This window comes from Tsukamurella spumae (assembly GCF_012396015.1).
In the GTDB taxonomy this organism is placed as follows: domain Bacteria; phylum Actinomycetota; class Actinomycetes; order Mycobacteriales; family Mycobacteriaceae; genus Tsukamurella; species Tsukamurella spumae.
Map to the genome: position 1 here is coordinate 122,650 of NZ_JAAXOQ010000001.1, position 25,482 is coordinate 148,131.

Here is a 25,482-nt window from a genome sequence, read left to right on the forward strand (position 1 = left end):
CTATGGTGGCCCGACATGACGCCCGATCAGATCCTCGCCCTGGACGCCCGCACCCTCTGGCATCCGTACAGCGCGGTGGGCGGCTCCGGTGCCCGGGTGGTGACCTCGGCGGAGGGGGTGCGCCTGACTCTCGGCGACGGATCGCAGGTGATCGACGGGATGAGCTCCTGGTGGGCCGCGATCCACGGCTACCGCAACCCCGTCCTCGACGCCGCCGCGAAGGCCCAACTCGACACGATGTCGCACGTCATGTTCGGCGGGCTCACCCACGAGAGCGCCGCCCGGCTCGGCGAGCTCCTGGTCCGGATCACGCCGGACGGGCTGGACCGGGTGTTCCTCGCCGACAGCGGGTCGGTCTCGATCGAGGTCGCCGTGAAGACCGCCCTGCAGTACTGGCGCGCCCGGGGGGTCGAGGGCCGGAACCGGTTGCTGACCTGGCGCGGCGGCTACCACGGCGACACCTTCACCCCCATGAGCGTGTGCGACCCCGACGGCGGCATGCACTCCCTGTGGACGGATGTCCTGGCGACGCAGGTCTTCGCGCCGGCACCGCCCGCGGCCTACGACGAGGCCTATGTGGCCGAGCTGGATCGCCTGGTCGGCGCGCACGCCCACGAGCTGGCGGCCGTCATCATCGAGCCCGTCGTCCAGGGCGCGGGCGGCATGCGCTTCCACCCGCCCGCGTACGTCTCCGCGCTGCGCGAGATCACCCGCCGGCACGGCGTCCTGCTCATCTGCGACGAGATCGCGACGGGATTCGGGCGCACCGGCACGCTGTTCGCCTGCGACGCCGCCGCGGTCACGCCGGACATCCTGTGCGTCGGCAAGGCCTTGACCGGGGGATACCTCACACTCGCCGCGATGCTCTGCACGGACGAGGTCGCGCTGACCATCTCGAACTCCGACCAGGGGGCGCTCATGCACGGGCCGACGTTCATGGCGAACCCGCTGGCCTGCGCGATCGCCGTGGCCAGCACCGAACTACTGCTGTCGCAGGACTGGGCGGCACGGGTGGCGGCCATCGAGCACGGGCTGCGCGACGGGCTCGCACCGCTGCGCGCGCTGCCCGGCGTCGTGGACGTGCGGGTCCTCGGGGCGATCGGCGTCGTGCAGCTCGACCGCCCCGTCGATATGGCCGTCGCCACCGCGGCGACGGTGGCGGCGGGCGTCTGGCTGCGCCCCTTCCGCGACCTCGTCTACACGATGCCGCCGTTCATCAGCACCCCCGCGGACGTGGCCGCGATCTGCGGAGGGGTCTCGGCCGCCGTGCGCGCGGCGCTACAGTGATGACATGAACGGTGTTCAAGTCTCCGCCCGCCGAGGAGATCGAGATCCGGCCCGCGGGGACGCCCGCGGGGGCGCGCTGGGGTGGCTCGACGGCTACGCCGCGGACCGTGCCGAGGCCGGCCTGCGCCGCACGCTGTCGGCGCGCCGCCCGGCCGAGCCCGGGCTCGACCTCGCGTCGAACGACTACCTGGGCCTGAGCCGGCACCCGCGCGTGCTCGCCGCCGCCGCCGATGCCCTGCATCTGTGGGGCGCCGGCGCCACCGGATCGCGCCTGGTCACCGGCACAACGGAACTGCACGAGTCGTTCGAGCGCGGCATCGCCGAGTTCCTGGGCGCGGAGGCGGCGCTGTGCTTCTCGTCGGGGTACCTCGCGAACCTCGGCGTCGTGACCGCGCTCGCGGGCCGCGGGGCCCTGGTCGTCTCCGACGGCGGCTCGCACGCGTCGCTCGTCGACGCCTGCCGCCTCTCGCGCGCCCGCGTCGTGGTCACGCCGCGCGGCGATGTGAACGCCGTTCGGACGGCCCTGGCCGCGCGCACCGAGGACCGCGCGCTCGTCCTCACCGACTCGGTCTACAGCGCCGACGGCGCGCTCGCCCCGGTCGCGGGGCTGTACGACGCCGCTCGCGCGCACGGCGCGGTCCTCGTCGTCGACGAGGCACACGGCCTGGGTGTCCGGGGCTCCGGCGGACGCGGCCTGGTCCACGAACTCGGCCTGGCCGGCGCGCCCGACCTCGTCGTCACGGCCACGATGTCCAAGGCGCTCGGCTCGCAGGGCGGGGTGGTCCTCGGACCCGAGCCGGTTCGCGCGCACCTGATCGACGCCGCTCGGCCGTTCATCTTCGACACGGGCCTAGCCCCCGTGGCCGTCGCGGCGGCGGACGCCGCGCTCGCCGAGCTGCGAGCCGCGCCCGCGCTCGCGGCCCGGGTCCTCGACCGTGCCCGCGCGGTGGCCTCCGGTATCGGGGCGCCCGAGCCGACCTCCGCGGTGGTCTCGCTCGTCCTCGGCGAGCCGGAGCGCGCCGTCGCCGCCCGCGATGCGTGCGCGGCGCAGGGTGTGCGCGTCGGCTGCTTCCGGCCCCCGTCGGTGCCCGAGGGGACCTCGCGGCTGCGGATCACCGTCCGGGCCGACCTCACGGACGCCGAGGTGGACACCGCGGTCGCAGTGATCCGACGGGCGATCGCGTGATCCTCGGCGTGACCGGCACGTCCACCGGCGTGGGCAAAACGGTGGCCACGGCGGCCCTCGCCGCGGCGCTGCGGCCAGGAGGGCCGGTCACCGTCGTCAAGCCCGCCCAGACCGGACTGCCCGACGGTGCCGATCGCGACGCCGACGGTGCGCTGTCCGACGCGGCCGAGGTCGCGCGGCTGGCTCCCGGGGTGGCGACCGTCGAGCATCGCCGGTATCCGGAGCCGCTGGCGCCGCTCACCGCGGCCCGTCGCGCCGGGCTGCCGGCGTTGGGCCTGGAGGAGTCCGTCGGCGTGGTGCGCGCGGCCGAGGGGACGGTGCTCGTGGAGGGTGCCGGCGGCGTCCTGGTGCGCCTCGGCCTCGACGGGAATCGAACGCCGTTCACGCTGATCGACCTGGCGCGGGAACTCGGCGCGGCCGTCGTGGTGGTGGCCGATCCGGCGCTCGGCACGCTCAACCACACCGAGCTCACCGTCCGCGCGCTGGCGGCGGGCGGGGTCTCCTGCGCGGGGATCGTGCTCTCCCGCTGGCCGGAGGCGCCCGGCCTGGCGGAACGCTGCAACCTCGTCGACCTGCCCGAGCTCACCGGAGTGCCGATCGTGGGCAGGGTGCCCGACGGTGCCCCCGCGCTCGCTCCGGACCGGTTCGGCGCGCACGCCCCGTCGTGGTTCGACGCGGTGTGGCTGGCCGGACTCGCCTGAGGCCGCGGTCGACCCTTGAACGCCGTTCATGAATTGAACGCTGTACAGTGCTCGGTAACCGCGACGCTCCGGGGTCGCACGCCACAGCCGACAGCCCACGCCGACGAGGGAGATCACATGACCGGGGTCCTGGCCGACATCATCGAGGTCGCACGCGAGCAGGTGCTCGAGCGCGGCGAGGGACTGAGCCAGGAGCAGGTCCTGGCCGTGCTGCAGCTGCCCGACGAGAAGCTCGACGAGGTGCTCCAGCTCGCGCACGAGGTGCGGATGAAGTGGTGCGGCCCCGAGGTCGAGGTCGAGGGCATCATCAGCCTCAAGACCGGCGGCTGCCCCGAGGACTGCCACTTCTGCAGCCAGTCGGGCCTGTTCGAGTCGCCGGTGCGCTCGGCATGGATCGACATCCCGTCGCTGGTCGAGGCCGCCAAGCAGACCGCCAAGACCGGCGCGACGGAGTTCTGCATCGTCGCCGCCGTGCGCGGTCCCGACAAGCGGCTGATGAGCCAGGTCGCCGCCGGCATCGAGGCCATTCGCAACGAGGTGGACATCCAGATCGCGTGCAGCCTCGGCATGCTCACGCAGGAGCAGGTCGACGAGCTCAAGGCCATGGGGGTGCACCGCTACAACCACAACCTCGAGACCTCGCGCTCGCATTTCCCGAAGGTCGTCACCACCCACTCCTGGGAGGAGCGCTGGGGCACCCTGCAGATGGTCCGGGAGGCGGGCATGGAGGTCTGCTGCGGCGGCATCCTCGGCATGGGGGAGACGCTCGAGCAGCGCGCCGAGTTCGCGGCGAACCTCGCCGAGCTCGAGCCCGACGAGGTGCCGCTCAACTTCCTCAACCCGCGCCCCGGCACGCCCTTCGGCGACCTGGACGTGCTCGAGCCGAACGAGGCGCTGCGCTCCATCGCCGCGTTCCGGCTGGCGCTGCCGCGCACCATCCTGCGCTTCGCCGGTGGCCGCGAGATCACCCTCGGTGACCTCGGCGCCGAGAAGGGCATCCTCGGCGGCATCAACGCGGTGATCGTGGGCAACTACCTGACCACGCTGGGCCGCCCCGCCGAGACCGATCTCGACCTGCTCGGCGAGCTGAAGATGCCGATCAAGGCCTTGAACGAGACCCTGTGACGGTCATGACCGCCGCGCCCGGCAAGGAGCCGGTGTACAACGAGTTCACCGGCAAGCCGCTCACCGAGGGGGCGCCCGTCTTCGCGGCGGCGCTGCTCGGTCTCGAGCCGCCGCGCTACTGCGCCTACTGCGCTCGCCGGATGATCGTGCAGGTCAGCCCGGACGGCTGGACCGCCCGTTGCTCCCGGCACGGCGAGCTGGACTCGAAGAGCCGCGAGCGCTGACGCCGTCCCCACAGGATCGGTCGATACGCTGACCCCGATGGCTACTCGAACCGCGCACAGCGCGACCTCCTCCGTCGTCGTGCCGATCGTGGTCGGTGCGGTGCTCGGCGCCGCCGCCGCCCTCGTCTGGGGAACGACGGTGCCCGGCGTGCGCGGTGTCGTGCTCTCGTCCGGGGAGACGGTGCTGCGCACGGACTACCTGGACAACTTCTTCGTCGCGACCGCCGCCTTCGCAGCGGTGTCGGTGGTCGGCGGGCTGCTGACCGGGGCGGCGCTGTTCCGCGGCGCGCGCCGAACGCCGCGGGGCGTCGGGATCACGCTCGGCGCGGCGGTGATCGGCGTCGTGGTCGCCGTGCTGCTCGGCCAGGCGGTCGTGAACGCCCGGTTCACGGGCCCCGTCGCCGCCGGCCTGGACTTCACCAAGGCACCGTCGGTCCGCCTCGACGGTGCCAACCTCCTCGCCCCGGCAGACCGCTCCGGCGGCACGATCGGAGATCTGGCGGCGTGGGTGCTGGTGCTGGTGTGGCCGGGTGCCGCCGCCCTGTGGTGCACGGTGATCGCCCTGTTCGGCCGGCTGCCGGCCGATGCTCTAGCCGGTGTGCCCGCGGAGCAGGTCGGCGAAGTCGGTGACGGGGCCGAGGTCGGTGGCCTTCCCGGAGCGCCGTGGGGCACCCAGGTCCGACGGTCCGCCGAACCCGGCCACGGCACCGTCGGAGGTGACCAGCGCGCCGGCGAGCTCAGCCCCGGCCCGTGAGATCCGGGCCGCGAGCTCCGACGAACCGAAGTCCTCGGTGGCGGCGAAGACGCCGGTCGGGAGCGTCTGCGCGCGCAAGTAGCCGAACAGGGGCCGCAGCGCGTGATCGAGCACCAGTGAGTGCCGCGGCGTGCCGGCGGTCGCGGCGATGAGGACGGGCACCCCCGTCAGCGAGTCGGGGTCGAGGGCGTCGAAGAACATCTTGAACAGTCCGCTGTAGCTCGCCGTGAACACCGGGGTGACGGCGATGACCCCGTCCGCCTCGGCCAGCGCGTCCTTCGCCGCGGTCAGCGCGGGGGTGGGGACGCCGGTGGTCATCACGGTCGCGAGATCGCGGGCGAGCTCGCGGACCTCGATGACCGTCACGTCCAGTGCCTCACCCCGCGCCGAGACGCCGGCCCGGACGGCATCGGCCAGCTGGTCGGCCAGTAGCCGGGTGGACGAGGGCTCGGACACTCCGGCCGCGACGACGACGAGGGAACGCGACACCGTCAGGCCTCCTGTCCCGCGAGCAGAGCGCCGGAGGGCACCACGTCGTGGTGCGGAGCGCCGGGACCGGCCGCGACCAGCGACTCGTGCGTCGGCGGGTCCGACGGGACGTGGGACGGGCGCCGCAGCTCGAACTCCTTGCGCAGCACCGGGACCACCTCGGTGCCCAGGATCTCGACCTGCTCGAGCACCTGCTCCAGCGGCAGGCCGGCGTGGTCGACGAGGAAGAGCTGGCGCTGGTAGTCGCCGGCGTAGTCGGCGAAGCCGAGCGTCTTCTCGATCACCTGCTCGGGCGTGCCGACGGTGAGCGGGGTCATCGTCTCGAAGTCCTCCAGCGACGGGCCGTGCCCGTACACGGGCGCGTTGTCGAAGTAGGGGCGGAAGCGGCGCTTGGCCTCGGCCTCGGTCCCGGCCATGAACACCTGGCCCCCGAGTCCGACGATCGCCTGGTCCGCCGATCCGTGGCCGTAGTGCTCGAAGCGCTGCCGGTACAGGCGCACCATCTGCTCGGTGTGCTCGGAGTTCCAGAAGATGTTGTTGTGGAAGAAGCCGTCGCCGTAGAACGCGGCCTGCTCGGCGATCTCGGGCGACCGGATCGAGCCGTGCCACACGAAGGGGGGCGTACCGTCCAGCGGCGCGGGCGTCGAGGTGTAGCTCTGCAACGGCGTGCGGAACTGGCCCTCCCAGTCGACGACGCTCTCGCGCCACAGCCGGCGCAGCAGGTGGTAGTTCTCGATCGCCAGCGGGATGCCCTGGCGGATGTCCTTGCCGAACCACGGGTAGACGGGGCCGGTGTTGCCGCGTCCCAGTGTGAGATCGACGCGACCGTTCGAGAGGTGCTGCAGCATCGCGTAGTCCTCGGCGATCTTCACCGGGTCGTTGGTGGTGATCAGCGTGGTGGCGGTGCTCAGCCGCAGCTTCTCCGTGCGGGCGGCGATCCAGCCGAGCAGCGTGGTGGGGGAACTGGGCACGAACGGCGGGTTGTGGTGCTCGCCGGTCGCGAACACGTCCAGGCCCACCTCCTCGGCCTTGAGCGCGAGGGCGGTCATCGCTTCGATGCGCTCGTGCTCGCCGACGGTGGTGCCGGTGGTCGGGTCCGTGGTCACGTCGCCGACGGTGAATACTCCGAACTGCATGTCCATCCTTCCCGTTCGGGCCCCGGTCGAGCCCTTCGAGAACTGTAACGGACCATGGTCCGATTGTGTTCCCGACGGTGGCAGCCAGTCACGGCGCTCCCGGAGCCGGCGCCCGAGTCGCGAGGAATTCGCCCGCGGCGCGCCGTCCGGCGTCCAGCAGCCCCTCGCGGGCCGCGGCGTCGAGATCGAAGTCGAGGCTCCGGACGGCGCCGGTGTCGATGTAGACGGTGCGGTTGCTGATTCCCTCGTCGGCGAGGCGGTACCGATTCGATTCCTGGTCCAGTGCGGTGCGCAGGCACCCGATGGCGAGCTGCAGCGGACCGTCGAGTGGTTCGTCCGGGGCGTGCCCGCTCGGCCGTGCCGACAGCTTCATGCCCCACGTGGGCCAGCGCTCGACGCGTCCATCGGACCGGTCGAACATCCGCACCGGGAAGGCGGACAGCAGTGCGCCGTCGACCCAGGTGACCGTGCCCCGGTCGGTGTTCACCCGCACCGGCCGGAAGTAGAAGGGCACCGCCATCGACGCGCGGACCGCCATCGCCACGGGCTGTTCGTCCGCGTGCAGGCCGTACTGGTCGTAGTCCCAGGGCAGCCGGACCAGGACGCGGCGACTGACATCGGAGACGTTCACCACCAGCGAGTAGCGCTGGTAGTCCGCCAGGCCGCACTCGGGATCGTCGAGGATCCGCAGGTCCGCGAAGGTGCGCACGCCCGCCTCGGCGAGGAGCGGCGTGAGCCATTCGAGGAGGTAGTCGCCCGAGTGCATCCCGTCGTGCAGGAGTACGGCAGCTCCGTCGCCGACCGGACCGAAGGCGCGCTGCAGGCGGGGCTCCTCGGCGAACCGCCGGTAGTCGACGGCGTGCATCGCGTCGACCAGGTCGTCGATCGGCCGGCCCGCCGACTGGTAGGCGGCGACCAGCGCGCCGATCACGGCGCCGCAACTGGTGCCGGCGATCCGCGGGAAGCGATAGCCCGCGGCCGCCAGTTCGGAGATCGCTCCGAGCAGCGCTATCCCGCGGACGCCGCCCCCTTCGAGAACGAGATCGACCTTCCGCGCGGCGTTCATATCGCCACCGTAGACCTCCGGGGGCGCGGTTCCGCGGCTTCGTCAGCCGGGCGGACGCAGCGTCGCGAACTCGTCGGTGATCCGCAGGTAGGAGTCGGTGAACCGGTACAGCGCGGGCGGGCGCCCGCGGGTGGTCTGGCCGGTCTCCCCGGTGGCGGTGATCACCGAGCGGCGCGAGAGGATGCGCAGCAGGTTCGTCGCGTCGACGGGGTAGCCGAGCACCGCGACGTAGACATCGCGGAGCTGCGAGACCGGGAAGGCGCGCGGCGCCAGCGCGAAGCCGATGTTCGAGTACGACAGGCGCGCCGCCAGGCGCGTGCGAGCGCGGTGCACCATCGCGGCATGGTCGAAGGCCATCGTGGGGAGGGTCTCGACGGGGTGCCAGGTGGTGTCGTCGGGCAGCCGCGGGTCGGTACCGGACCGGACGAGGCCGAGGAAGGTGGACGCCAGGGTGCGGTCGGCATCGTCGGTCGCGGGCACGCGGTGTGGATCGGAGAACTCGGCGAACTGCTCGAGGTGTGCGATCTCGGTGAGGTCGACCTTCTCGGCGAGCAGGCGGCGCGCGCTCGTGGGGAGGTCCTCGCGCGGATCGAGCAGGCCGCCGGGCAGTGACCACGCACCCTGGTCGGGTGCCATCGCGCGCTGCCACAGCAGCACCTCGAGGACGCCCGACGTCCTTGCCCCCGACGGGGGTGTGACCCGGAACACAGCGGAGAGGACCTCGTGTGCGACCCGGTGCGGGGGAGCGGTGCTAGCATCGGCCATATATCGATCATAGGTCGATAAATAGTCCGAGAGAAAGGGAGGCGCCGCGATGACCACAGCCACGTCCGCCGCCGCCGAATTCAGCTCGCCCCTCTACGACCGGATCGTCGAGAACGGTGGCATGTACACCGGCGTCGACGGTGACCGGGAGTGGGCCGCCGAGGTCAAGCGACTCGCGAAGCTCCGCGACGCCACGATCCTCGCGCACAACTACGAGTTGCCCGCCATTCAGGACGTCGCCGATTTCGTCGGCGACTCGCTGGCGCTCTCCCGCATCGCCGCCGACGTCTCGACCTCGACGATCGTCTTCTGCGGCGTCCACTTCATGGCGGAGACGGCGAAGATCCTCAGCCCGGAGAAGACGGTCCTCATCCCGGACCAGCGCGCCGGCTGCTCCCTGGCCGATTCGATCAAGGCCGTCGAGCTGCAGGAGTGGAAGGACGAGCACCCGGGCGCCGTCGTCGTCTCCTATGTCAACACCACCGCCGAGGTCAAGGCGCTCACCGACATCTGCTGCACGTCGAGCAACGCCGTCGAGGTCGTGCAGTCGATCCCCGAGGACACCGAGATCCTGTTCCTCCCGGATCAGTTCCTCGGCGCGCACGTCAAGCGCGTCACGGGCCGGCAGAACATGCACATCTGGGCGGGCGAGTGCCACGTGCACGCCGGGATCAACGGCCACGAGCTCGCCGCGCAGGCCAAGGCGCACCCGGACGCCGACCTCTACGTGCACCCGGAGTGCGGCTGCGCCACCTCCGCGCTCTACCTGGCCGGCGAGGGCGCCGTCCCCGACGACCGGGTGAAGATCCTCTCCACCGGCGGCATGCTCGACGCGGCCCGCGAAACCGGCGCCAAGGAGGTCCTCGTGGCCACCGAGGTCGGCATGCTGCACCAGCTGCGGATGGCCGCGCCCGGCGTCGAGTTCCGCGCCGTCAACGACCGCGCGTCCTGCAAGTACATGAAGATGATCACCCCCGCGGCCCTGCTGCGTTGCCTCGTCGAGGGCCGCGACGAGGTGTTCGTCGACGCCGAGATGGCCGACGCCGGTCGCAAGGCCGTGACCCGCATGATCGGTATCGGGCAGCCCGGCGGCGGGGAATGACGACGCCGGCCGACCTGCTCGTCGTCGGGGCGGGCGTCGCGGGTCTCACCGCCGCGATCGCAGCGGCCGACGCGGGCCTGACGGTCACGGTGCTGTTCAAGCCGTCCGTGGGCGGCGCACCGTCGACCTCGACGGCGTACGCCCAGGGCGGGATCGCGGTGGTCGATCCGACCGATCCGCAGGACTCGATCGAGCGGCACGTCGCGGACACCGTCGCGGCCGGCGGCCCGCTCGTCGACGTCGATGCCGCCCGGTCGATCCTGGCCGACGGCCCGGCCGCGGTGGACCGGCTCATCGCCTGGGGCGCGCAGTTCGACCGCCGCCCCGACGGCACGCTCAAGCGCACCCGCGAGGGTGGGCATTGCCTGTCCCGGATCATCCACGCAGGCGGCGACGCCACGGGCGCGGAGGTGCAGCGCGCGCTGACCGCGGCCGCGAAGACCCGTGCGACGCTGACCGCGCAGGCCGGCCAGGCCTACGCGTTGCTCGCGAACGGCGACCGGATCGTCGGGGTGCGCACGCCCGACGGCGACGTCCTCGGCCGGACGGTGCTCCTCGCCACGGGCGGTGCGGGGCACCTGTTCTCCAGCACGACCAATCCGCTCGGCGCGACGGGCGACGGCATCGCGCTCGCGGCCGCCGCCGGCGCGGAGGTCCGCGAGCTCGAGTACGTCCAGTTCCACCCGACGATGCTGTACACACCCGGGGCGCGCGGCCGGCGGCCGCTGATCTCGGAGGCCGTCCGCGGCGAGGGCGCGCACCTGCAGGACGCGAACGGCGAGTCGGTCATGGCCGGCGTGCACCCGATGGGCGACCTCGCTCCCCGCGACGTCGTGGCGCGGGCCGTCACCGACGCCATGGAGCGCACCGGCGCGCCCTGCGTGTACCTCGATGCCACGATGATCCCCGATGTCGCGCAGCGCTTCCCGACGGTGACCGAGGCCGTCCGGGCCGCCGGTCTCGATCCGCAGACGGATCTCATCCCGGTGGTCCCCGGCGCGCATTACCTGTGCGGCGGCGTGGTCACCGACCTGGACGGCGCCACGACCGTGCCGGGCCTCTACGCCGCCGGCGAGGTAGCGCACACCGGCCTGCACGGCGCGAACCGTCTGGCCTCCAACAGTCTGCTCGAGGCGCTGGTCATGGGCCTGCGGGTCGCGTCCGCGGCGCAGGTCGCGTCGGCGGTGCCCGACGGCGCCGTGCACCCGATCCCGCCCTCGCCCGCTCGGGCGGAGCGGACCGCACTGCAGGACGCGATGACGCGCTTGTGCGGGGTGCGGCGCACCGTCGACGGCCTGGAGGAACTCGGCGCGCTGCTCGCCGACCCGGGGTTCGTCGTCGACGAGCCCGCGGTCACCCCGCGCGACCACGAGGACGGCGTGCTCGCCGCCGTCGCGCGACTGATGGCGGCGCAGGCGCTCGCGCGCGAGGAGACCACGACCGAGGCACTGGAGGCGACCCGATGACGGAACTGACGCTCGAGCCCGACCGCGCGGAGGTGGTGCGACTCATCCGCACGGCGCTCGACGAGGACCTCCGGTACGGCCCGGACGTCACCAGCGAGGCCACGGTGCCCGACGGTGCCACCACCCTCGCGAAGGTGATCAGCCGCGAGCACGGGGTGCTGGCCGGCGTGCCCGTCGCGGAGTGGGTGCTCGACGAGGTCGTCGGCCCCGGGAACTACCGCGTGCCGGCCAAGATCGCCGATGGCACCGTCGTCTCCCCGGGCGATGTGGCGATGGCCATCGAGGCGCCGACCCGCGCACTGCTCACCGCGGAGCGCACGATGCTCAACCTGCTGACCCACCTGTCCGGCATCGCCACGGCGACCGCGGCGTGGGTCGACGAGGTGGACGGCACCGGGGCGAAGATCCGTGACAGCCGTAAGACGCTGCCCGGACTGCGGGTGCTGCAGAAGTACGCGGTCCGCGCGGGCGGCGGCGTCAACCACCGGATGGGACTCGGCGATGCCGCGCTGATCAAGGACAACCACGTCGTGGCCGCGGGCTCGGTGACGGCCGCGGTTGAGGCCGTGCGCCGTCGTGCACCGGGGGTGCCGCTCGAGGTCGAGGTGGACTCGCTCGAGCAGCTCGACGAGGCCTTCGCGCTCGGCGTCGATCTCGTTCTGCTGGACAACATGCCGCTGTGGATGACGCAGTCCGCGGTGCAGCGCCGGAACACGACGGCGCCGCGCACCAAGCTCGAGTCGTCGGGTGGACTGCACCTCGACGTGGCGCGGGACTACGCGCGCACGGGCGTCGACTATCTCGCCGTCGGTGCCCTCACCCACTCGGTGCGGGCCCTCGACCTGGGGCTGGACATGTAGCGAGGGGCACGGGGCGGGCGGTGCTTCGGACAGCGCACAATGGAACCCATGATCGTCAACGCATATGGGGCCGTGTCGGCCGCCGAGCCGCTGCAGCCGATGACCGTGGAGCGACGCGATCCCGGGCCGCACGATGTCCAGATCGCCGTGCGCTACGCGGGGATCTGCCACAGCGACATCCACACCGCGCGCAGCGAGTGGGGTCCCGCGCGGTACCCCGTCGTGCCGGGGCACGAGATCGCCGGCGAGGTCACCGCGGTCGGTTCCGAGGTCACGAAGTTCGCGGTCGGCGACCGCGTCGGTGTCGGCTGCTTCGTCGACTCGTGCCGCGAGTGCGCCGCGTGCCTGCGCGGCGAGGAGCAGTACTGCGAGCGCGGCATGGTCGGCACCTACAACGCCAAGGGCCGGGACGGGCTGCCCACGCAGGGCGGCTATTCGACGGGCATCGTCGTCGACGAGAACTACGTGCTGCGGGTGCCGGAGAGCATCGACTACGCGGCCGCCGCGCCCCTGCTCTGCGCCGGGATCACCCTGTTCAGCCCGCTGCGGCACTGGAAGGTCGGGCCGGGCACCAAGGTCGCGATCATCGGTCTCGGCGGACTCGGGCACATGGGCGTCAAGCTCGCCGCCGCGATGGGCGCGGAGGTCACGGTGCTCAGCCAGTCGCTGAAGAAGATGGAGGACGGGCTCCGGCTCGGTGCCGCGCACTACTACGCCACGTCCGATCCGGACACCTTCAAGGTGCTGCGCAACCGGTTCGATGTCATCATCAACACCGTGTCGGCCAACCTCGACATGCACAAGTACTTCGGGATGCTGGCCGTCGACGGCACGCTGGTCGAGGTGGGTCTGCCCGAGCACCCGGTCCCGGTGAACGTCTTCGACCTCACCCGCAACCGCCGCAGCTTCGCCGGTTCGATGATCGGCGGCATCGCGCAGACCCAGGAGATGCTCGACTTCTGCGCCGAGCACGGCATCGCCTCCGAGATCGAGCTGATCTCCGCGGACCGGATCAACGAGGCCTACGAGCGCGTGATCGCCTCCGACGTGCGATACCGCTTCGTGATCGACACCGCGACGCTCGGGTAGCGACCGAGCGCAGGTGGCCGGTTGTGGGGTGTGCGCCGCGCGAGATCAGGCTTGCGGGCGCCACTTCTTCGCGTACTCGTCGACGTACTCCTGACCCGTCAGCGCCTGGATCTCCTGCATCAACCGGTCCGTCACGGAGCGCTCGAGGGCGTGCCGCTCGTCCGGATCAGACGGGATGTCGTACTCGATCGGTTCGATGGGCTTGGCGATCTTCACCTGCACGCGCTCGGCGTGCCAGCTGAAGGGGCCGGGCGGGGAGACCTTGTCGGTGCCGATGACCCCGACGGGGATGATCGGCACGTTCGCCTCGAAGGCGATCCGGACCAGGCCCGTGCGGCCCCGGTAGAGCCGGCCGTCCGGGGAGCGCGTGCCCTCCGGGTACATGCCGACCAATCGGTTCTCGGCGAGCAGCTTCTTCGCGGTGTTCAGTGCGGCCGTCGCGGCGTCGCCGCCGGTGCGGTCGATCGGCACCTGCCCGGTCTGCGTGTAGAAGAACTTCTGCAGCTTCCCGGAGATCCCGGGTGCGGTGAAGTAGTCGCTCTTGGCGAGGTAGGAGATGCGACGCGGCACGACCAGCGGCACGAAGAGCCAGTCGGCGATCGACAGGTGATTGCCGGCCAGCAGAGCCGGACCGTCGACGGGGATGTTCTCGAGCCCTTCGACGACGGGCCGGTTGATCACGCGGATGGTCGGCCCCACCGAGACGTGCTTGACCAGCCAGTACAACAGTCCTTGGTCGCCGTGGTTGCTCTCAGCCATGGCCGGTAACTTACCGGACCGTCAGGTGATGTGCGGACCGGCCGCACCCGCCGTGACGGGCACGGCGGCGCGCGATGCCCTGGGCGGAAACGCGGTGGCGGCGGACCCATAGAATGGGCTCATGCCTGATCTGCAGCTGACCCGTCTCGACCTGCGTGGTCGCCGCCCGTCGCTCACCGAATTGCGCGCGGCGCTTCCGCGCGGTGGCGTCGACGTCGATGCCGTGGTGGCGCAGGTCCGCCCGATCGTGGACGCGGTGGCCGAGCGCGGTGCCGAGGCCGCCCTCGAGTTCGGTGCCACGTTCGACGGTGTCCGCCCGCCCACGGTCCGCGTTCCCGCAGCGGCGCTGCAGCGTTCGCTCGCGGAGCTGGATCCGGCGATCCGGGAGGCATTGGAGACCGCGATCGGGCGGGTCCGGAAGGTGCACTCCGATCAGCGCCGCGTCGATACCGTGACCGAGGTGGTGCCCGGTGGCACCGTCACCGAGCGCTGGATCCCCGTCGACCGCGTGGGCCTGTACGTCCCCGGCGGCAACGCCGTGTACCCGTCCTCCGTGGTCATGAACGTCGTCCCGGCCCAGATCGCGGGCGTCGGCTCGCTCGTCGTGCTCTCGCCCGCCCAGAAGGACTTCGACGGCCTGCCGCACCCCACGATCCTCGCCGCCTGCGCATTGCTCGGCGTCGACGAGGTGTGGGCCACCGGCGGCGCCCAGGGCATCGCGCTGGCGGCGCGCGGAGGTACTGATCTCGACGGTGCCGAACTCGCCCCCGTCGACCTCATCACCGGCCCCGGCAACATCTACGTGACCGCTGCCAAGCGGCTGTGCCGCGGCCTCGTCGGCATCGACGCGGAGGCCGGGCCCACGGAGATCGCCATCCTCGCGGACAACACCGCGGACCCGGTGCATGTCGCGGCCGACCTGATCAGCCAGGCCGAGCATGACGTCATGGCCGCGTCCGTGCTGGTCACCACGTCGCCGGAGCTGGCCGACCGCGTCGACGAGGCCCTGTCCGCGCAGCTCGCGGTCACTCGCCACCGCGAGCGCGTCGACACCGCCCTGCGCGGCCCGCAGTCCGGCGCCGTCCTCGTCGACGGCATCGACGAGGGCCTCGACGTCGTCAACGCCTACGCCGCGGAGCACCTCGAGATCCAGACCGCGGACGCGCGCGCGGTCGCCGGTCGCGTCCGCGCCGCCGGCGCGATCTTCGTCGGCCCGCACTCGCCGGTGAGCCTCGGCGACTACGCCGCGGGCAGCAACCACGTACTGCCCACCGCGGGGTGCGCCCGGCACAGCTCCGGCCTGTCCGTGCAGACCTTCCTGCGGGGAGTGCACGTCGTCGAGTACGACGAGGCCGCGCTCAAGGACATCGCCGGCACCGTGATCACCCTCGCGAACTCCGAGGACCTGCCGGCGCACGGCGAGGCCGTGCGACTGCGTTTCGAGTCGCTGAAGGGTGGCGACGCGTGACCCCGCTTCCCGGCGAATCGGTGACCTTGGACCAGCTCCCGATCCGCGACACGTTGCGGGGCAAGGAGCCCTACGGGGCGCCGCAGTTGCCGGTGGCCGCCGCGATGAACACCAACGAGAACCCGCACGCGCCGAGCCCCGCGCTCGTCGCGGACATCGCGAGGGCCGTCGGCGAGGCCGCCGCGGCGATGAACCGGTACCCCGACCGCGACCTGGCCGCCCTGCGGAACAGGTTGGCGGAGTACGTGACCGAGCGGACGGGCACCGTCGTCGGGCCGCAGAACGTGTGGGCGGCGAACGGCTCCAACGAGATCCTGCAGCAGGTGCTGCAGGTGTTCGGCGGTCCCGGTCGCACGGCGATGGGCTTCGTGCCCAGCTATTCGATGCACCCGATCATCTCGGACGGCACCGACACGCAGTGGATCCCGGGCAAGCGCACCGCGGATTTCGCGCTCGATGTGGACTACGCGGTCGGCGCGATCGGCGAGCTGCGTCCCGACGTGCTGTTCCTGACCAACCCCAACAACCCCACCGGGCACCTCATCGCGGAGAGCGACCTGGTGCGCATGATCGAGGCGGCGCCGGGCATCGTCATCGTCGACGAGGCGTACGGCGAGTTCAGCTCCGGGCCTTCGGCGGTGCGCCTGCTGGACCGGTTCGGCGACAAGCTGATCGTCAGCCGCACGATGAGCAAGGCCTTCGCGTTCGCGGGCGGGCGGGTCGGGTACCTCGTGGCCGCGCCGGCGATCGTCGACGCGATCCAGCTGGTGCGCCTGCCCTATCACCTGTCGGTGTTCACGCAGGCCGCGGCGATCGCCGCGATCGACCACCGCGCCGAGACCCTCGCCTCCGTCGCGCACCTGGCCGCGGAGCGCGACCGGATCACGGCTCGGCTGCGTGCGTTGGGCTACGAGGTCATCGAGTCGCACGCGAACTTCATCCTCTACGGCGGTTTCGCCGACGAGGCCGCCGCCTGGCGCACCTACCTGGACGGGGGAGTCCTGGTGCGCGACATGCACATCCCCGGGTTCCTCCGGGTCTCGGTGGGCCTGGACCACGAGAACGACGCCTTCCTCGCGATCAGCGAGAGACTGGCACCGAAGAACGATGGAGACCGCTCATGACCGACCGCATCGCCCGCATCGAGCGCACGACACGCGAATCGTCCATCGTCGTGGAGCTCAACCTCGACGGCACCGGCACGACCGAGATCTCCACGGGTGTGCCCTTCTTCGACCACATGCTCACGGCGTTCGGCCAGCACGGCAGCTTCGATCTGACCGTGCAGGCCAAGGGCGACATCGAGATCGACGCGCACCACACCGTCGAGGACACCGCGATCGTGCTGGGCCAGGCGTTCGCGGAGGCGCTGGGCGACAAGCGCGGCATCCGCCGCTTCGGCGACTGCTTCATCCCGATGGACGAGACCTTGGCGCACGCGTCGGTGGACGTCTCCGGGCGGCCCTACGCGGTGCACACCGGCGAGCCGGAGTACCTGGTCAGTTCCGTGATCGGCGGCTACCCGGGGGTCCCGTACTCGACGGTCATCAACCGCCACGTCTTCGAGTCGCTCGCGATGAACGCGCGCATCGCGCTGCACGTGCGCGTGCTCTACGGCCGCGACCCGCACCACATCACCGAGGCGGAGTTCAAGGCCGTCGCGCGTGCCCTGCGCGCCGCGGTCGAGCCCGACCCTCGGGTCACCGGCGTCCCGTCGACCAAGGGCACGCTGTAGCGAAACGCTCCCCGGGGCCGACGGTGCGCCGCCGGCCCCCGGAACGCTAGGCCTCGCCCCGCCGGAGCAGGTTGCCGTGCGGGGTCTCGAAGTCGAACTTCCGACCGCGCACCCACGTGCCGTCGACGACGCCGGCGAGAGCGCGGCCGTCGTACGGGGAGACGGCGTTCTTGTGGTACAGGTGGTGCACGTCCACGACCTGCGCGGCCTCGGGCTCGAAGATCGCGAAGTCCGCGTCGAAGCCGAGGGCGATCCGGCCCTTGCGCGTCATCCCGGCCAGCCGGGCGGGGTTCGCGGACATCCATTCGAGCACCTGCTCGAGGCCGATGCCGCGGCGCTTGGCCTCGGTCCAGATCAACGACAGGCCGAGCTGCAGCGAGGCGACACCGCCCCACGCGACGCCGAAGTCGCCGTTCTCGATGTCCTTGAGGTCGATCGTCGAGGGGGAGTGGTCGGAGACGATGCAGTCGATCGTGCCGTTCTGCAGTCCGTCCCACAGCAGTTCGCGGTTCGACGCCTCGCGGATCGGCGGGCAGCACTTGAACGCCGTCGCGCCGTTCGGGATCTCCTCCGCGAGCAGCGTCAGGTAGTGCGGGCAGGTCTCGACGGTGAGCTTGACGCCGTCGCGCCGCGCGCTCGCGATCATCGGCAGCGCGTCGGATGACGACAGGTGCAGCACGTGTGCGCGGGCGCCGGTCCAGCGGGCGCGCTCGATGACATCGGCGATCGCCTTGTTCTCCGCCCCGCGGGGCCGCGAGGCGAGGAAGCCCGCGTACTCGGCTCCGGTGGGCTCGGGGGCGTGTTCGATGGAGCACGCATCCTCCGCGTGCACGATCATCAGCGAGTCGAAGGTGGCCAGCTCGGCCATGTCCTCCTGCATCTCGTCCACCGTGAGTGCCGGGAACTCGTCGACCCCGGAGTGCAGCAGGAAGCACTTGAAGCCGAACACGCCGTCGTCGTGCAGGCCGCGCAGCCGATCCTTGTTGCCGGGTACTGCGCCGCCCCAGAAGCCCACGTCGATGTAGGCCTTGGGGCCGGCGACCTCGCGCTTGAGGCGCAGGGCCTCGCGGTCGACGGTGGGCGGGATCGAGTTGAGCGGCATGTCGACGAGGGTGGTGACGCCGCCCGCGGCGGCGGCCCTCGTCGCGGACTCGAAGCCCTCCCAGTCGGTGCGGCCGGGCTCGTTGACGTGCACATGGGTGTCGACGAGGCCGGGGATCATCACCTGGTCGTCGGTGAGCTCGATGATCTCCCGTCCGGCCAGCCCGTTGCCCAGCGGTTCGATCGCGGCCACCCGGCCGTCGCGGATGCCGACCTCGCGGGCGACCGTTCCGGCAGTGGTGACGATGCGACCGCCGCGGACCACGAGGTCGTACTCGGGGGTGTCCGTGCTCATGAGCTCTCCTTCGCTCGAAATTCCGAGTCGCGGAATTCCGTCTCGATCTTGGGCCAACACTAGGTGTGACCTGCGCCACGTGTCAAGATTCTGATTTCCGCCGTGTGAAGATCATATTCCGACATGCGATACACCTCATGACAGAGGCGCAGGCATAGGTCTTACTTATCGCTACAAGTGGAAGAACAGTTCCGTACAACGGAACGATGTATGAGTGGTCAGCCAGCAGGAACGAAGGCCCAGCATGACAGAAGAACTCTCTCCCCACCCCGGTGCGCCCGAGGCGAATCCGATCCGACTCGGAGACGCCCCGGTCGACGATCTCCCGGACGTGGATGCGCTGAACCGGCTCAGTGACGGCCTCTACAACCGGGACCTGGCCCCCACCAAACGCGCCGGGCGCACCTGGGGCGGCTACAACATCTTCACCCTCTGGGCGAACGACGTGCACAGCCTCGGGAACTACGCCTTCGCGATCGGGCTGTTCGCACTCGGCCTCGGGGGGTGGCAGATCCTCCTCGCGCTCGGCCTCGGCGGCGTTTTCCTCTTCCTCCTGCTGAATCTGTCCGGGTTCATGGGGGAGAAGACGGGCGTGCCGTTCCCGGTCATGAGCAGGATCTCCTTCGGCATCCGCGGCGCGCAGATCCCCGCGCTCATCCGCGGGGTGGTCGCCATCGCCTGGTTCGGCATCCAGACCTATCTCGCGTCGGTCGTCCTGCGCATCATGATCGTCGCGGTGATCCCGAGTGCCGACACGCTCGATCACAACCGCTTCCTGGGCCTGTCCACGCTCGGCTGGATCGCGTTCGTCGTGCTCTGGGCGATCCAGCTGGTGATCGTGAGCTACGGCATGGAGATGATCCGCAAGTACGAGGCCTTCGCCGGTCCCGTCATCCTCATCACGATGGCCTCGCTGGCGTTCTGGATGTTCGGCAAGGCCGGCTGGTCGATCGCGTGGACCACGCCCACGTCCAAGACCGGCCTGGACATGTGGCTGCAGATCGTCGGCGGCGCGAGTCTGTGGGTCGCCATCTACGGCACCTTCGTCCTCAACTTCTGCGACTTCACCCGCAATGCCACGTCCAGGAAGTCCATCGTGCGCGGCAACTTCTTCGGCATCCCGCTCAACATGCTGCTCTTCGGCGGCATCGTGATCACCCTCGCCGGGGCGCAGTTCACGATCAACGGCCAGGTCATCGAGTCGCCGGCGGACATCGTCAAGACCGTCCCCAACACCGCGCTGCTGGTCCTCGCCTGCCTGGCACTGCTCGTGCTGACCGTGGCCGTGAACCTGATGGCGAACTTCGTCGCCCCGATCTACGCGCTCAACAACCTGTTCCCGAAGCACCTGAACTTCCGCAGCGCCGGCCTCATCTCCGGCGTCATCGGGCTGGTCATCCTGCCGTGGAACCTGTACGACTCGCCCGCGGTGATCACCTACTTCCTCGGCGGCCTCGGTGCCCTGCTCGGCCCGCTGTTCGGCATCGTCATGGCCGACTACTGGTTGATCCGGGCATCCAGGGTCAACGTGCCCGATCTGTACTGCGATCTGCCCGACGCGCCGTACTACTACCGCAACGGGGTCAACCCGCGCGCGGTGATCGCCCTGATCCCCACCGCCGGTGCCGCGCTGCTGATGGCCTTCGTGCCCGCGTTCCACGTCGTGTCGAACTACTCGTGGTTCATCGGAGCCGCGCTCGGCGCGATCGTCTACCTGCTCGTCGCCGACCGCAAGGGCCCGTTCGTCGACGTTTCCGGCGAGCCGATCGCCGTTCCCAGCAAGCACTAGGAGAGACCGCCGTGCGCATTCTCGTCGCCAACGTCAACACCACCGAGTCCATGACCGCGGCCATCGCGGAATCCGCCCGGTCCGTCGCGTCCCCGGGTACCGAGATCATCGGCATCACACCGCGGTTCGGGGCGGATTCCTGCGAGGGGAACTTCGAGTCCTACCTCGCGGCCATCGCCGTCATGGACGCGATCACCCGGTACGAGGGCCCCTACGACGCCGTCATCCAGGCGGGCTACGGCGAGCACGGGCGCGAGGGCCTCCAGGAGCTGCTCGAGGTCCCGGTCGTCGACATCACCGAGGCCGCGGCATCGACCGCGATGTACCTGGGCCACAAGTACTCCGTCGTCACCACCCTCGATCGCACGGTCCCGCTCATCGAGGACCGGCTCAAGCTGGCCGGCCTCGACGCACGGTGCGCCTCGGTCCGGGCCTCGGGGCTCGGCGTGCTCGAACTCGAATCCGAGCCCGAGCGCGCCGTCGAGGCGATCGTCGCCCAGGCCTGTGCCGCGGTCGAGCGCGACCACGCCGAGGTCATCTGCCTGGGCTGCGGAGGCATGGCCGAGCTCGAGGAGAAGGTCTCGGCCGCAACGGGAGTCCCCATCGTCGACGGTGTCCGCTCGGCCGTCACCATCGCGGAGGGGTTGGTCCGGATGGGACTGCGTACCTCCAAGGTCCGGACCTACGCCGCGCCACGACCGAAGGTCGTGACCGGCTGGCCGATCCGGAGCTGACGCACCGTCGTCGAACGCGCCGTCAGAGGACGATCTGGCGGTTGACGTCCTTGTAGAGGAGATAGCGGAAGTTCGACGGTCCGCCCGCGTAGCAGGCCTGGGGGCAGAAGGCGCGCAGCGACATGTAGTCGCCCTCCTGCACCTCCACCCAGTCGCCGTTGAGTCGGTAGACCGCCTTGCCCTCGAGGACGTAGAGGCCGTGCTCCATGACGTGCGTCTCCGCGAACGGAATGGAGGCTCCGGGCTCGAAGGTCACGATGTTGCAGTGCATGTCGTACGCGAGGTCCTGCGGGTCGAGGATCCGGGTCGTGCGCCACTTGTTGTCGGTGCCGGGCATCGGGGAGGGCTCGATGTCGCGCTCGTTGCCGACGGCGACCTTCGGCGTGTGGCCGGCGAGCGGCTCGTAGCGCTTGCGGATCCACTGGAAGACGGCGGCACCGTCGGCCCGGTTGGCGACGGACCAGCCGGTCCCGGCGGGGATGTACGCGTAGCCGCCGGAGGTGAGCGGGTGCGCGGTGCCGTCGATGGTCACCTCGAGCTCGCCCTGCGTGAGCAGGAGGAAGCTCTGGACCTCGGGCTGGGGTTCCGGAGCGTCGGAGCCGCCGCCGGGCCCGACCTCGACGATGGACTGCGCGAACGTGGTGGAACCACCGGCCACGGGGCGGTTGAGGACCCACGCGCGGGTGTTCGTCCAGCCCGGGAACACCGAGGTCACGATGTCGCGCATCACGCCGCGGGGGATCACCGTGTACGCCTCGGTCACGATGGCGCGGTCGGTGAGCAGATCGGTCTGCGGCGGGTGTCCGCCCTGCGGCGAGTAGTAGAAGGGCTCGGGGGCGCTCATCGGATCTCCTGGGGCTGGATGGGACGGTTCAGGGCGAGGTCGCGCACGGTGTCGACCGTGACCTCTGCGGCGGAGGCGACCTCGCCGGCGGTGACCGCGCCGCAGGTCACGCCGCGATGGATGAAGGACGCCAGCGCACGCGCCGTCGCGGGCTCGTCGAGGATGGCGGAGTCGACCTTGTGCACGTAGTTGCGCAGCCGGGTCGCGGCGGCGGCGAAGCCCTCGCGGTAGAACGCGTAGGTCGCGAGGTAGCGGGTCACGAGCTGCGCGGGATGCAGGTCCCAGCCCTGGTAGATCCCGCGCTCGAGGTGGCGCCGGACCAGCCGTGCGTGCAGGCGCCAGGCGTCGGCGACGTGGGCGGCATCGCCGATCGGGAGGATGTTCGTCGACCCGTCGGACAGGTGGACACCGGTGCCGGCGACGGCGAGCTGCATGACGTTCTTCGCGTGGTCCGCCGCGGGGTGTTCCATCGACTGGTACTGCGCCGCGATGCCGAGGGAGGCCGAGTAGTCGTAGGTCCCGTAGTGCAGCGAGCTGACGCGGCCCGCACCGGCGTGGATGAGCCGGGCCACCGGTGCTGTGCCGTCCGCGCCGAGGATGACCTGCGGGGTCTCGACCTGGACCTCGAACCGGAGGCGGCCGTCCGGGAGGTCGAGGGCCTGCTCGAGTCGGCCGGCGACGTCCACCATCGCCTCGACCTGGCCGACGGTGGTGACCTTCGGCAGCGTCAGCGTCAGCCCCGCGGGGAGCGGGCCGGCCTCGACGAGGGCGCCGAGGAACAGGTCCAGCGTGCGGAGGCCGCGCGCCCGAGTGGGCGCCTCGAAGCACTTGAACCGGATCCCGATGAACGGCGGGGCCGTCCCGTCTGCGACGGACCTCGACACGGCCGCAGCGGCGGCGAGGACATCCGCGTCCTCGGCGGCGTCGCCGCGATCGCCGTAGCCGTCCTCGAAGTCCAGGCGCAGGTCCTCGAGCGGCTCCGTGCCGAGTTTGTGCCGGACGAGGTCGGCGAGCGCGGGATCGCCGGCCAGGCCCACGATCTCCGCCACCGCGGCGACGCCCCCGACCTCCTCGGCCGCGGTGAGCGCGGCGACGCCCCACGTGCGGGCGGTGTTAGGGGTGAACCGGTCCGCCGGGAGGTACGCGGTGTGGACGGGCTGTCGGCGGCCGTCGTCCCCCGGATATCCGCGGGCCAGCAGTGCATCGGTGTCCGTCAGCCGCTCGTCGATCGCGGCCAGGGCGTCGTCGGTGAGCGATCGAATGGGCATGGAACCTCCGGTCAGCGAATGGAAAGTCAATTCCGCATTGTGGATAATACGCCGATCGGTGGGGTCGTACAAGGGTTTCGGAGGTTCCGCAGCGCACGCCGCGCGGGCCCGTCGCGCCGCGCGATGCCTACCCGGCCGGGGTCGCGATCGGGATCAGTGGCGCCTCGCCGCCGATCCAGACGCGCGAGATGTCCCCAGCGGTGCCGAGCGAGAAGATCTTCGCGAGTGCGTTCTCCGCCGTCGGGGCCTGGCGCAGGCAGACGTCGAGCGGTTGTCCCGCCGCGGGACGCACCAGGACCGCGTCGAACTGCTTGCCCACCGACAGGTCGCCGACATCGTCGAGCCCGAGGGCCAGTGCGCCCGCACGCGTGGCGAGGTGCAGGAGGTGAGCCGCCGTGAGGGGGACACCGTCGCCCTGGAGCAACTGCTGCATGAAGTACGCCTGGAGCGCCTCCTTGAACAGGGAGAAGCCGCTTCCGGCGCCGACATCGGTGCCCAGCGCCACGCGGACGCCGTGGTCGAGGTGGCGGCGCAGCGGGAAGGAGCCGCTCGCGAGCGCCGAATTGGAGGTCGGGCAGTGCGCGATCGACGCCCCCGCGTCGGCGAGGAGCGTGAGCTCCGCGTCCGTCGGATGGGCGTTGTGGGCGAGGACCGTCCGCTCGTGGACCAGGCCGTGCCGATGGTAGGTGTCGAGGTAGTGCGCCGACTCGGGGAACAACTCGGCGACGGCGGCGATCTCCGCGGGGTTCTCGTTCATGTGCGAGGTGAACCACAGTCCGGGAACGTCGTTCATCAGGGCGGCGCCGCTCGCCAGCATGTCCGGCGTCGTCGAGTACGAGAACCGGGGCGTCACCGCGTACCGGAGCCGGCCCCGGCCGTGCCAACGATCGGCCAGATCACGCCCCTCCTTGTAGGACCGCTCCGGGGTGCTCAACAGCGGCTCGGGCAGGTTGTGGTCGCTGGTGACCAGCCCCGCAGTCATCCGCACGCCCACCTGTTCGGCCTCGCTGAAGAGCGCGTCCACGGCGTCGTGGAAGTGGGATCCGAAGACGAGCGCTGTGGTCGTTCCCGCGGAGACGAGGCCGGTGAGGAATTCGCGAGCGACGGTGCGGGCGTACCCGGGATCCTCGAGGCGGCACTCCTCGGGGAGGGCGCACTGGTCGAGCCAGTCCAGGAGGGGCATGCCGAGCCCGCCGATCGCGCGGATCTGCGGGTAGTGCACGTGGGTGTCCACCATGCCGGGCAGCAGCACGCCGTCCCGCAGGTCGACGATCTCGGCCGCGGGACGGCGATCGGCGACGGACCGGAAGGCGCCGCGGTCGACGATCACGCCGCCCTCGACGGCGATGCCCGCGTCCTCCTCCGCGCGGAGGACTCCGCCGGTGAACGGATCGTCGGGGGTGTCGAGGACGCGACTGCGGTAGATGATCATGAGTGTTCTCCTGGAACGGATATCGGGAACCTGGTGAGGAGGTCGGCGGCCACGCTCACCGCGATGGTCGCGGGGTGCTTGCCGACGAGGGTGCTCAGCCCGATGGGGGATTGGATGGTGCGGATGGCCTCGGCCTCGTGTCCGGAGTCGGTCAGCAGGGTGCGGAATCGGCTCCACTTCGCGGAGGAGCCGATGAGTCCGATGCTGCCCAATCCGGGTGTGCGGAGGGCCTGGTCGCAGAGGTTGAAGTCCTCCGCGTGGTCGTGGGTCATGATGAGGACGTGGGTGCCGGCCGGCAGCTCCTCCAGGATCGATTCGGGCAGCATCGAGTGCCGCAGGTGCACGGTGGCCTCGCCCGGCTCGAGCTGTGCCGCCGCCGTGATCTGTTCGGGGCGGGAGTCGGTCAGGTGGAGCTCGATGTCCTGTCGGGACAGGATTCGCGCGAGCTCCAATCCCACGTGGCCGATCCCGAAGATCGCCACCGCCGGTACCACCGGCAACGGTTCCAGCACGATGACCACCTCGCCTCCGCAGCACTGTCGCCCGTGTTCGGCCCGGGCCTTGTCGTTGAGCCGGAGCGTGAGCGTCTCCGGCACCGTCACTCCGTCGTGGATCATCGCGCGGGCGCGGGCGATCGCGGTCAGCTCGAGGTTGCCGCCACCGATCGTGCCGAATTCGCCGTCCGCAGAGGCGATCATCTTCGCGCCGGCCTCCCGCGGGGCGTGACCGCGCACGCCGATCTGGGTGATCAGCACGGCGGGACGCCGGTCGCGGCGGAGGCGGGCGGCATCGCCCAGCCAGGTCATG

At 71.1% G+C, this 25,482-nt stretch carries 24 protein-coding genes; 14 read left to right on the forward strand and 10 right to left on the reverse strand.

Annotated elements, in window-relative coordinates; all coding sequences use genetic code 11:
• Positions 1-15 precede the first annotated feature (15 nt).
• The 5 genes from HF999_RS00605 to bsaP all read left to right on the forward strand — a co-directional run bounded on the left by HF999_RS00605 (position 16) and on the right by bsaP (position 4,523).
• Entirely contained in the window at positions 16-1,287 is a 1,272-nt protein-coding gene (locus tag HF999_RS00605; protein ID WP_168544003.1) for an adenosylmethionine--8-amino-7-oxononanoate transaminase, read from the forward strand.
• A gap of 4 nt (positions 1,288-1,291) precedes the next feature.
• Entirely contained in the window at positions 1,292-2,473 is a 1,182-nt protein-coding gene (locus tag HF999_RS00610) for an 8-amino-7-oxononanoate synthase (RefSeq protein ID WP_168544004.1), read from the forward strand.
• The gene (gene bioD / locus HF999_RS00615; protein ID WP_312853976.1) at positions 2,473-3,174 is read left to right on the forward strand and encodes a dethiobiotin synthase; all 702 of its coding nucleotides are present in this window, start codon (positions 2,473-2,475) and stop codon (positions 3,172-3,174) included. The genes HF999_RS00610 and bioD overlap by 1 nt, the downstream gene beginning before the upstream one ends.
• A 117-nt stretch (positions 3,175-3,291) precedes the next feature.
• Positions 3,292-4,299: a biotin synthase BioB gene (gene bioB, locus HF999_RS00620; protein ID WP_068569921.1), complete on the forward strand. Its 1,008-nt coding sequence runs from the start codon at positions 3,292-3,294 to the stop codon at positions 4,297-4,299.
• A gap of 5 nt (positions 4,300-4,304) precedes the next feature.
• A complete protein-coding gene (gene bsaP, locus HF999_RS00625) occupies positions 4,305-4,523 on the forward strand; it encodes a biotin synthase auxiliary protein BsaP (RefSeq protein ID WP_210733335.1) in 219 nt (72 codons plus the stop codon).
• Between the two features lie 589 nt (positions 4,524-5,112).
• Here bsaP and HF999_RS00630 read toward each other — a convergent pair.
• The 4 genes from HF999_RS00630 to HF999_RS00645 all read right to left on the reverse strand — a co-directional run bounded on the left by HF999_RS00630 (position 5,113) and on the right by HF999_RS00645 (position 8,733).
• Positions 5,113-5,766, reverse strand: a complete 654-nt coding sequence (locus tag HF999_RS00630; RefSeq protein ID WP_168544006.1) for an FMN reductase — start codon at positions 5,764-5,766, stop codon at positions 5,113-5,115.
• Between the two features lie 2 nt (positions 5,767-5,768).
• Positions 5,769-6,902 carry an LLM class flavin-dependent oxidoreductase gene (locus HF999_RS00635; RefSeq protein ID WP_168544007.1) on the reverse strand — a complete coding sequence of 378 codons (1,134 nt, stop codon included), beginning with the start codon at positions 6,900-6,902 and terminating at the stop codon, positions 5,769-5,771.
• Positions 6,903-6,990: 88 nt separating this feature from the next.
• Positions 6,991-7,968 (reverse strand): patatin-like phospholipase family protein, encoded by a 978-nt coding sequence (locus tag HF999_RS00640; protein WP_168544008.1) that lies wholly within the window; start codon positions 7,966-7,968, stop codon positions 6,991-6,993.
• 42 nt (positions 7,969-8,010) lie between these two features.
• The gene (locus tag HF999_RS00645) at positions 8,011-8,733 is read right to left on the reverse strand and encodes an NUDIX hydrolase (RefSeq protein ID WP_168544009.1); all 723 of its coding nucleotides are present in this window, start codon (positions 8,731-8,733) and stop codon (positions 8,011-8,013) included.
• A gap of 49 nt (positions 8,734-8,782) precedes the next feature.
• On the opposite strand from HF999_RS00645, the gene nadA reads away from it, so the two are divergent.
• Genes nadA through HF999_RS00665 form a run of 4 tightly spaced genes read left to right on the forward strand, consistent with a single transcriptional unit; the run spans position 8,783 to position 13,250 of the window.
• The gene (gene nadA, locus HF999_RS00650; protein ID WP_168544010.1) at positions 8,783-9,835 is read left to right on the forward strand and encodes a quinolinate synthase NadA; all 1,053 of its coding nucleotides are present in this window, start codon (positions 8,783-8,785) and stop codon (positions 9,833-9,835) included.
• Positions 9,832-11,301 carry an L-aspartate oxidase gene (gene nadB / locus HF999_RS00655; RefSeq protein ID WP_168544011.1) on the forward strand — a complete coding sequence of 490 codons (1,470 nt, stop codon included), beginning with the start codon at positions 9,832-9,834 and terminating at the stop codon, positions 11,299-11,301. The genes nadA and nadB overlap by 4 nt, the downstream gene beginning before the upstream one ends.
• Entirely contained in the window at positions 11,298-12,161 is an 864-nt protein-coding gene (gene nadC / locus HF999_RS00660) for a carboxylating nicotinate-nucleotide diphosphorylase (protein ID WP_168544012.1), read from the forward strand. Before nadB ends, nadC begins: the two co-directional genes overlap by 4 nt.
• Positions 12,162-12,200: 39 nt before the next feature.
• Positions 12,201-13,250: an NAD(P)-dependent alcohol dehydrogenase gene (locus HF999_RS00665; protein WP_281347293.1), complete on the forward strand. Its 1,050-nt coding sequence runs from the start codon at positions 12,201-12,203 to the stop codon at positions 13,248-13,250.
• Between the two features lie 45 nt (positions 13,251-13,295).
• Here the strand turns inward: HF999_RS00665 and HF999_RS00670 are convergent, their stop codons facing one another.
• Positions 13,296-14,009, reverse strand: coding sequence for a lysophospholipid acyltransferase family protein (locus tag HF999_RS00670; protein ID WP_168544014.1), 714 nt, complete (start codon positions 14,007-14,009; stop codon positions 13,296-13,298).
• Positions 14,010-14,130: 121 nt separating this feature from the next.
• Between HF999_RS00670 and hisD the strand changes: the two genes are divergently transcribed.
• From hisD to hisB, 3 genes are read left to right on the forward strand one after another with little or no spacing between them, the layout of a single operon-like run.
• Complete coding sequence (gene hisD / locus HF999_RS00675; protein ID WP_168544015.1) at positions 14,131-15,477, forward strand: histidinol dehydrogenase; 1,347 nt, start codon at positions 14,131-14,133, stop codon at positions 15,475-15,477.
• Positions 15,474-16,601 carry a histidinol-phosphate transaminase gene (locus HF999_RS00680; protein ID WP_168544016.1) on the forward strand — a complete coding sequence of 376 codons (1,128 nt, stop codon included), beginning with the start codon at positions 15,474-15,476 and terminating at the stop codon, positions 16,599-16,601. The genes hisD and HF999_RS00680 overlap by 4 nt, the downstream gene beginning before the upstream one ends.
• Entirely contained in the window at positions 16,598-17,212 is a 615-nt protein-coding gene (gene hisB / locus HF999_RS00685; RefSeq protein ID WP_168544017.1) for an imidazoleglycerol-phosphate dehydratase HisB, read from the forward strand. The genes HF999_RS00680 and hisB overlap by 4 nt, the downstream gene beginning before the upstream one ends.
• Positions 17,213-17,258: 46 nt before the next feature.
• On the opposite strand, the gene allB is transcribed toward hisB, so the two are convergent.
• Positions 17,259-18,608 (reverse strand): allantoinase AllB, encoded by a 1,350-nt coding sequence (allB, locus tag HF999_RS00690; RefSeq protein WP_168544018.1) that lies wholly within the window; start codon positions 18,606-18,608, stop codon positions 17,259-17,261.
• Between the two features lie 244 nt (positions 18,609-18,852).
• Between allB and HF999_RS00695 the strand changes: the two genes are divergently transcribed.
• Positions 18,853-20,397, forward strand: a complete 1,545-nt coding sequence (locus tag HF999_RS00695) for an NCS1 family nucleobase:cation symporter-1 (protein WP_168544019.1) — start codon at positions 18,853-18,855, stop codon at positions 20,395-20,397.
• 11 nt (positions 20,398-20,408) lie between these two features.
• Complete coding sequence (locus HF999_RS00700; RefSeq protein ID WP_168544020.1) at positions 20,409-21,131, forward strand: aspartate/glutamate racemase family protein; 723 nt, start codon at positions 20,409-20,411, stop codon at positions 21,129-21,131.
• A 22-nt stretch (positions 21,132-21,153) separates the two neighbouring features.
• On the opposite strand, the gene HF999_RS00705 is transcribed toward HF999_RS00700, so the two are convergent.
• From HF999_RS00705 to xdhC, 4 genes are all read right to left on the reverse strand, one after another.
• On the reverse strand, positions 21,154-21,975 hold the full coding sequence (locus tag HF999_RS00705) for a bifunctional allantoicase/(S)-ureidoglycine aminohydrolase (protein WP_168544021.1): 822 nt from the start codon (positions 21,973-21,975) through the stop codon (positions 21,154-21,156).
• A complete protein-coding gene (locus HF999_RS00710; RefSeq protein ID WP_168544022.1) occupies positions 21,972-23,243 on the reverse strand; it encodes a DUF6986 family protein in 1,272 nt (423 codons plus the stop codon). The genes HF999_RS00705 and HF999_RS00710 overlap by 4 nt, the downstream gene beginning before the upstream one ends.
• Positions 23,244-23,370: 127 nt before the next feature.
• Positions 23,371-24,675, reverse strand: coding sequence for a guanine deaminase (gene guaD / locus HF999_RS00715; protein WP_168544023.1), 1,305 nt, complete (start codon positions 24,673-24,675; stop codon positions 23,371-23,373).
• Positions 24,672-25,481 carry a xanthine dehydrogenase accessory protein XdhC gene (gene xdhC, locus HF999_RS00720; RefSeq protein ID WP_168544024.1) on the reverse strand — a complete coding sequence of 270 codons (810 nt, stop codon included), beginning with the start codon at positions 25,479-25,481 and terminating at the stop codon, positions 24,672-24,674. Before xdhC ends, guaD begins: the two co-directional genes overlap by 4 nt.
• Between the last annotated feature and the right edge of the window lies 1 nt (position 25,482).

Excerpts from the sequence above, each read along its gene's own strand:
- HF999_RS00635 (WP_168544007.1), bottom strand. The coding sequence starts at position 6,902 with ATGCAGTTCGGAGTATTCACCGTCGGCGACGTGACCACGGACCCGACC.
- bioB (WP_068569921.1), top strand. The coding sequence starts at position 3,292 with ATGACCGGGGTCCTGGCCGACATCATCGAGGTCGCACGCGAGCAGGTG.
- hisB (WP_168544017.1), top strand. The coding sequence starts at position 16,598 with ATGACCGACCGCATCGCCCGCATCGAGCGCACGACACGCGAATCGTCC.
- HF999_RS00645 (WP_168544009.1), bottom strand. The coding sequence starts at position 8,733 with ATGGCCGATGCTAGCACCGCTCCCCCGCACCGGGTCGCACACGAGGTC.
- HF999_RS00640 (WP_168544008.1), bottom strand. The coding sequence starts at position 7,968 with ATGAACGCCGCGCGGAAGGTCGATCTCGTTCTCGAAGGGGGCGGCGTC.
- nadC (WP_168544012.1), top strand. The coding sequence starts at position 11,298 with ATGACGGAACTGACGCTCGAGCCCGACCGCGCGGAGGTGGTGCGACTC.
- HF999_RS00665 (WP_281347293.1), top strand. The coding sequence starts at position 12,201 with ATGGAACCCATGATCGTCAACGCATATGGGGCCGTGTCGGCCGCCGAG.
- nadA (WP_168544010.1), top strand. The coding sequence starts at position 8,783 with ATGACCACAGCCACGTCCGCCGCCGCCGAATTCAGCTCGCCCCTCTAC.
- HF999_RS00710 (WP_168544022.1), bottom strand. The coding sequence starts at position 23,243 with ATGCCCATTCGATCGCTCACCGACGACGCCCTGGCCGCGATCGACGAG.
- HF999_RS00695 (WP_168544019.1), top strand. The coding sequence starts at position 18,853 with ATGACAGAAGAACTCTCTCCCCACCCCGGTGCGCCCGAGGCGAATCCG.
- HF999_RS00670 (WP_168544014.1), bottom strand. The coding sequence starts at position 14,009 with ATGGCTGAGAGCAACCACGGCGACCAAGGACTGTTGTACTGGCTGGTC.
- guaD (WP_168544023.1), bottom strand. The coding sequence starts at position 24,675 with ATGATCATCTACCGCAGTCGCGTCCTCGACACCCCCGACGATCCGTTC.
- HF999_RS00705 (WP_168544021.1), bottom strand. The coding sequence starts at position 21,975 with ATGAGCGCCCCCGAGCCCTTCTACTACTCGCCGCAGGGCGGACACCCG.
- xdhC (WP_168544024.1), bottom strand. The coding sequence starts at position 25,481 with ATGACCTGGCTGGGCGATGCCGCCCGCCTCCGCCGCGACCGGCGTCCC.
- HF999_RS00610 (WP_168544004.1), top strand. The coding sequence starts at position 1,292 with ATGAACGGTGTTCAAGTCTCCGCCCGCCGAGGAGATCGAGATCCGGCC.
- nadB (WP_168544011.1), top strand. The coding sequence starts at position 9,832 with ATGACGACGCCGGCCGACCTGCTCGTCGTCGGGGCGGGCGTCGCGGGT.
- HF999_RS00605 (WP_168544003.1), top strand. The coding sequence starts at position 16 with ATGACGCCCGATCAGATCCTCGCCCTGGACGCCCGCACCCTCTGGCAT.
- hisD (WP_168544015.1), top strand. The coding sequence starts at position 14,131 with ATGCCTGATCTGCAGCTGACCCGTCTCGACCTGCGTGGTCGCCGCCCG.
- allB (WP_168544018.1), bottom strand. The coding sequence starts at position 18,608 with ATGAGCACGGACACCCCCGAGTACGACCTCGTGGTCCGCGGCGGTCGC.
- bsaP (WP_210733335.1), top strand. The coding sequence starts at position 4,305 with ATGACCGCCGCGCCCGGCAAGGAGCCGGTGTACAACGAGTTCACCGGC.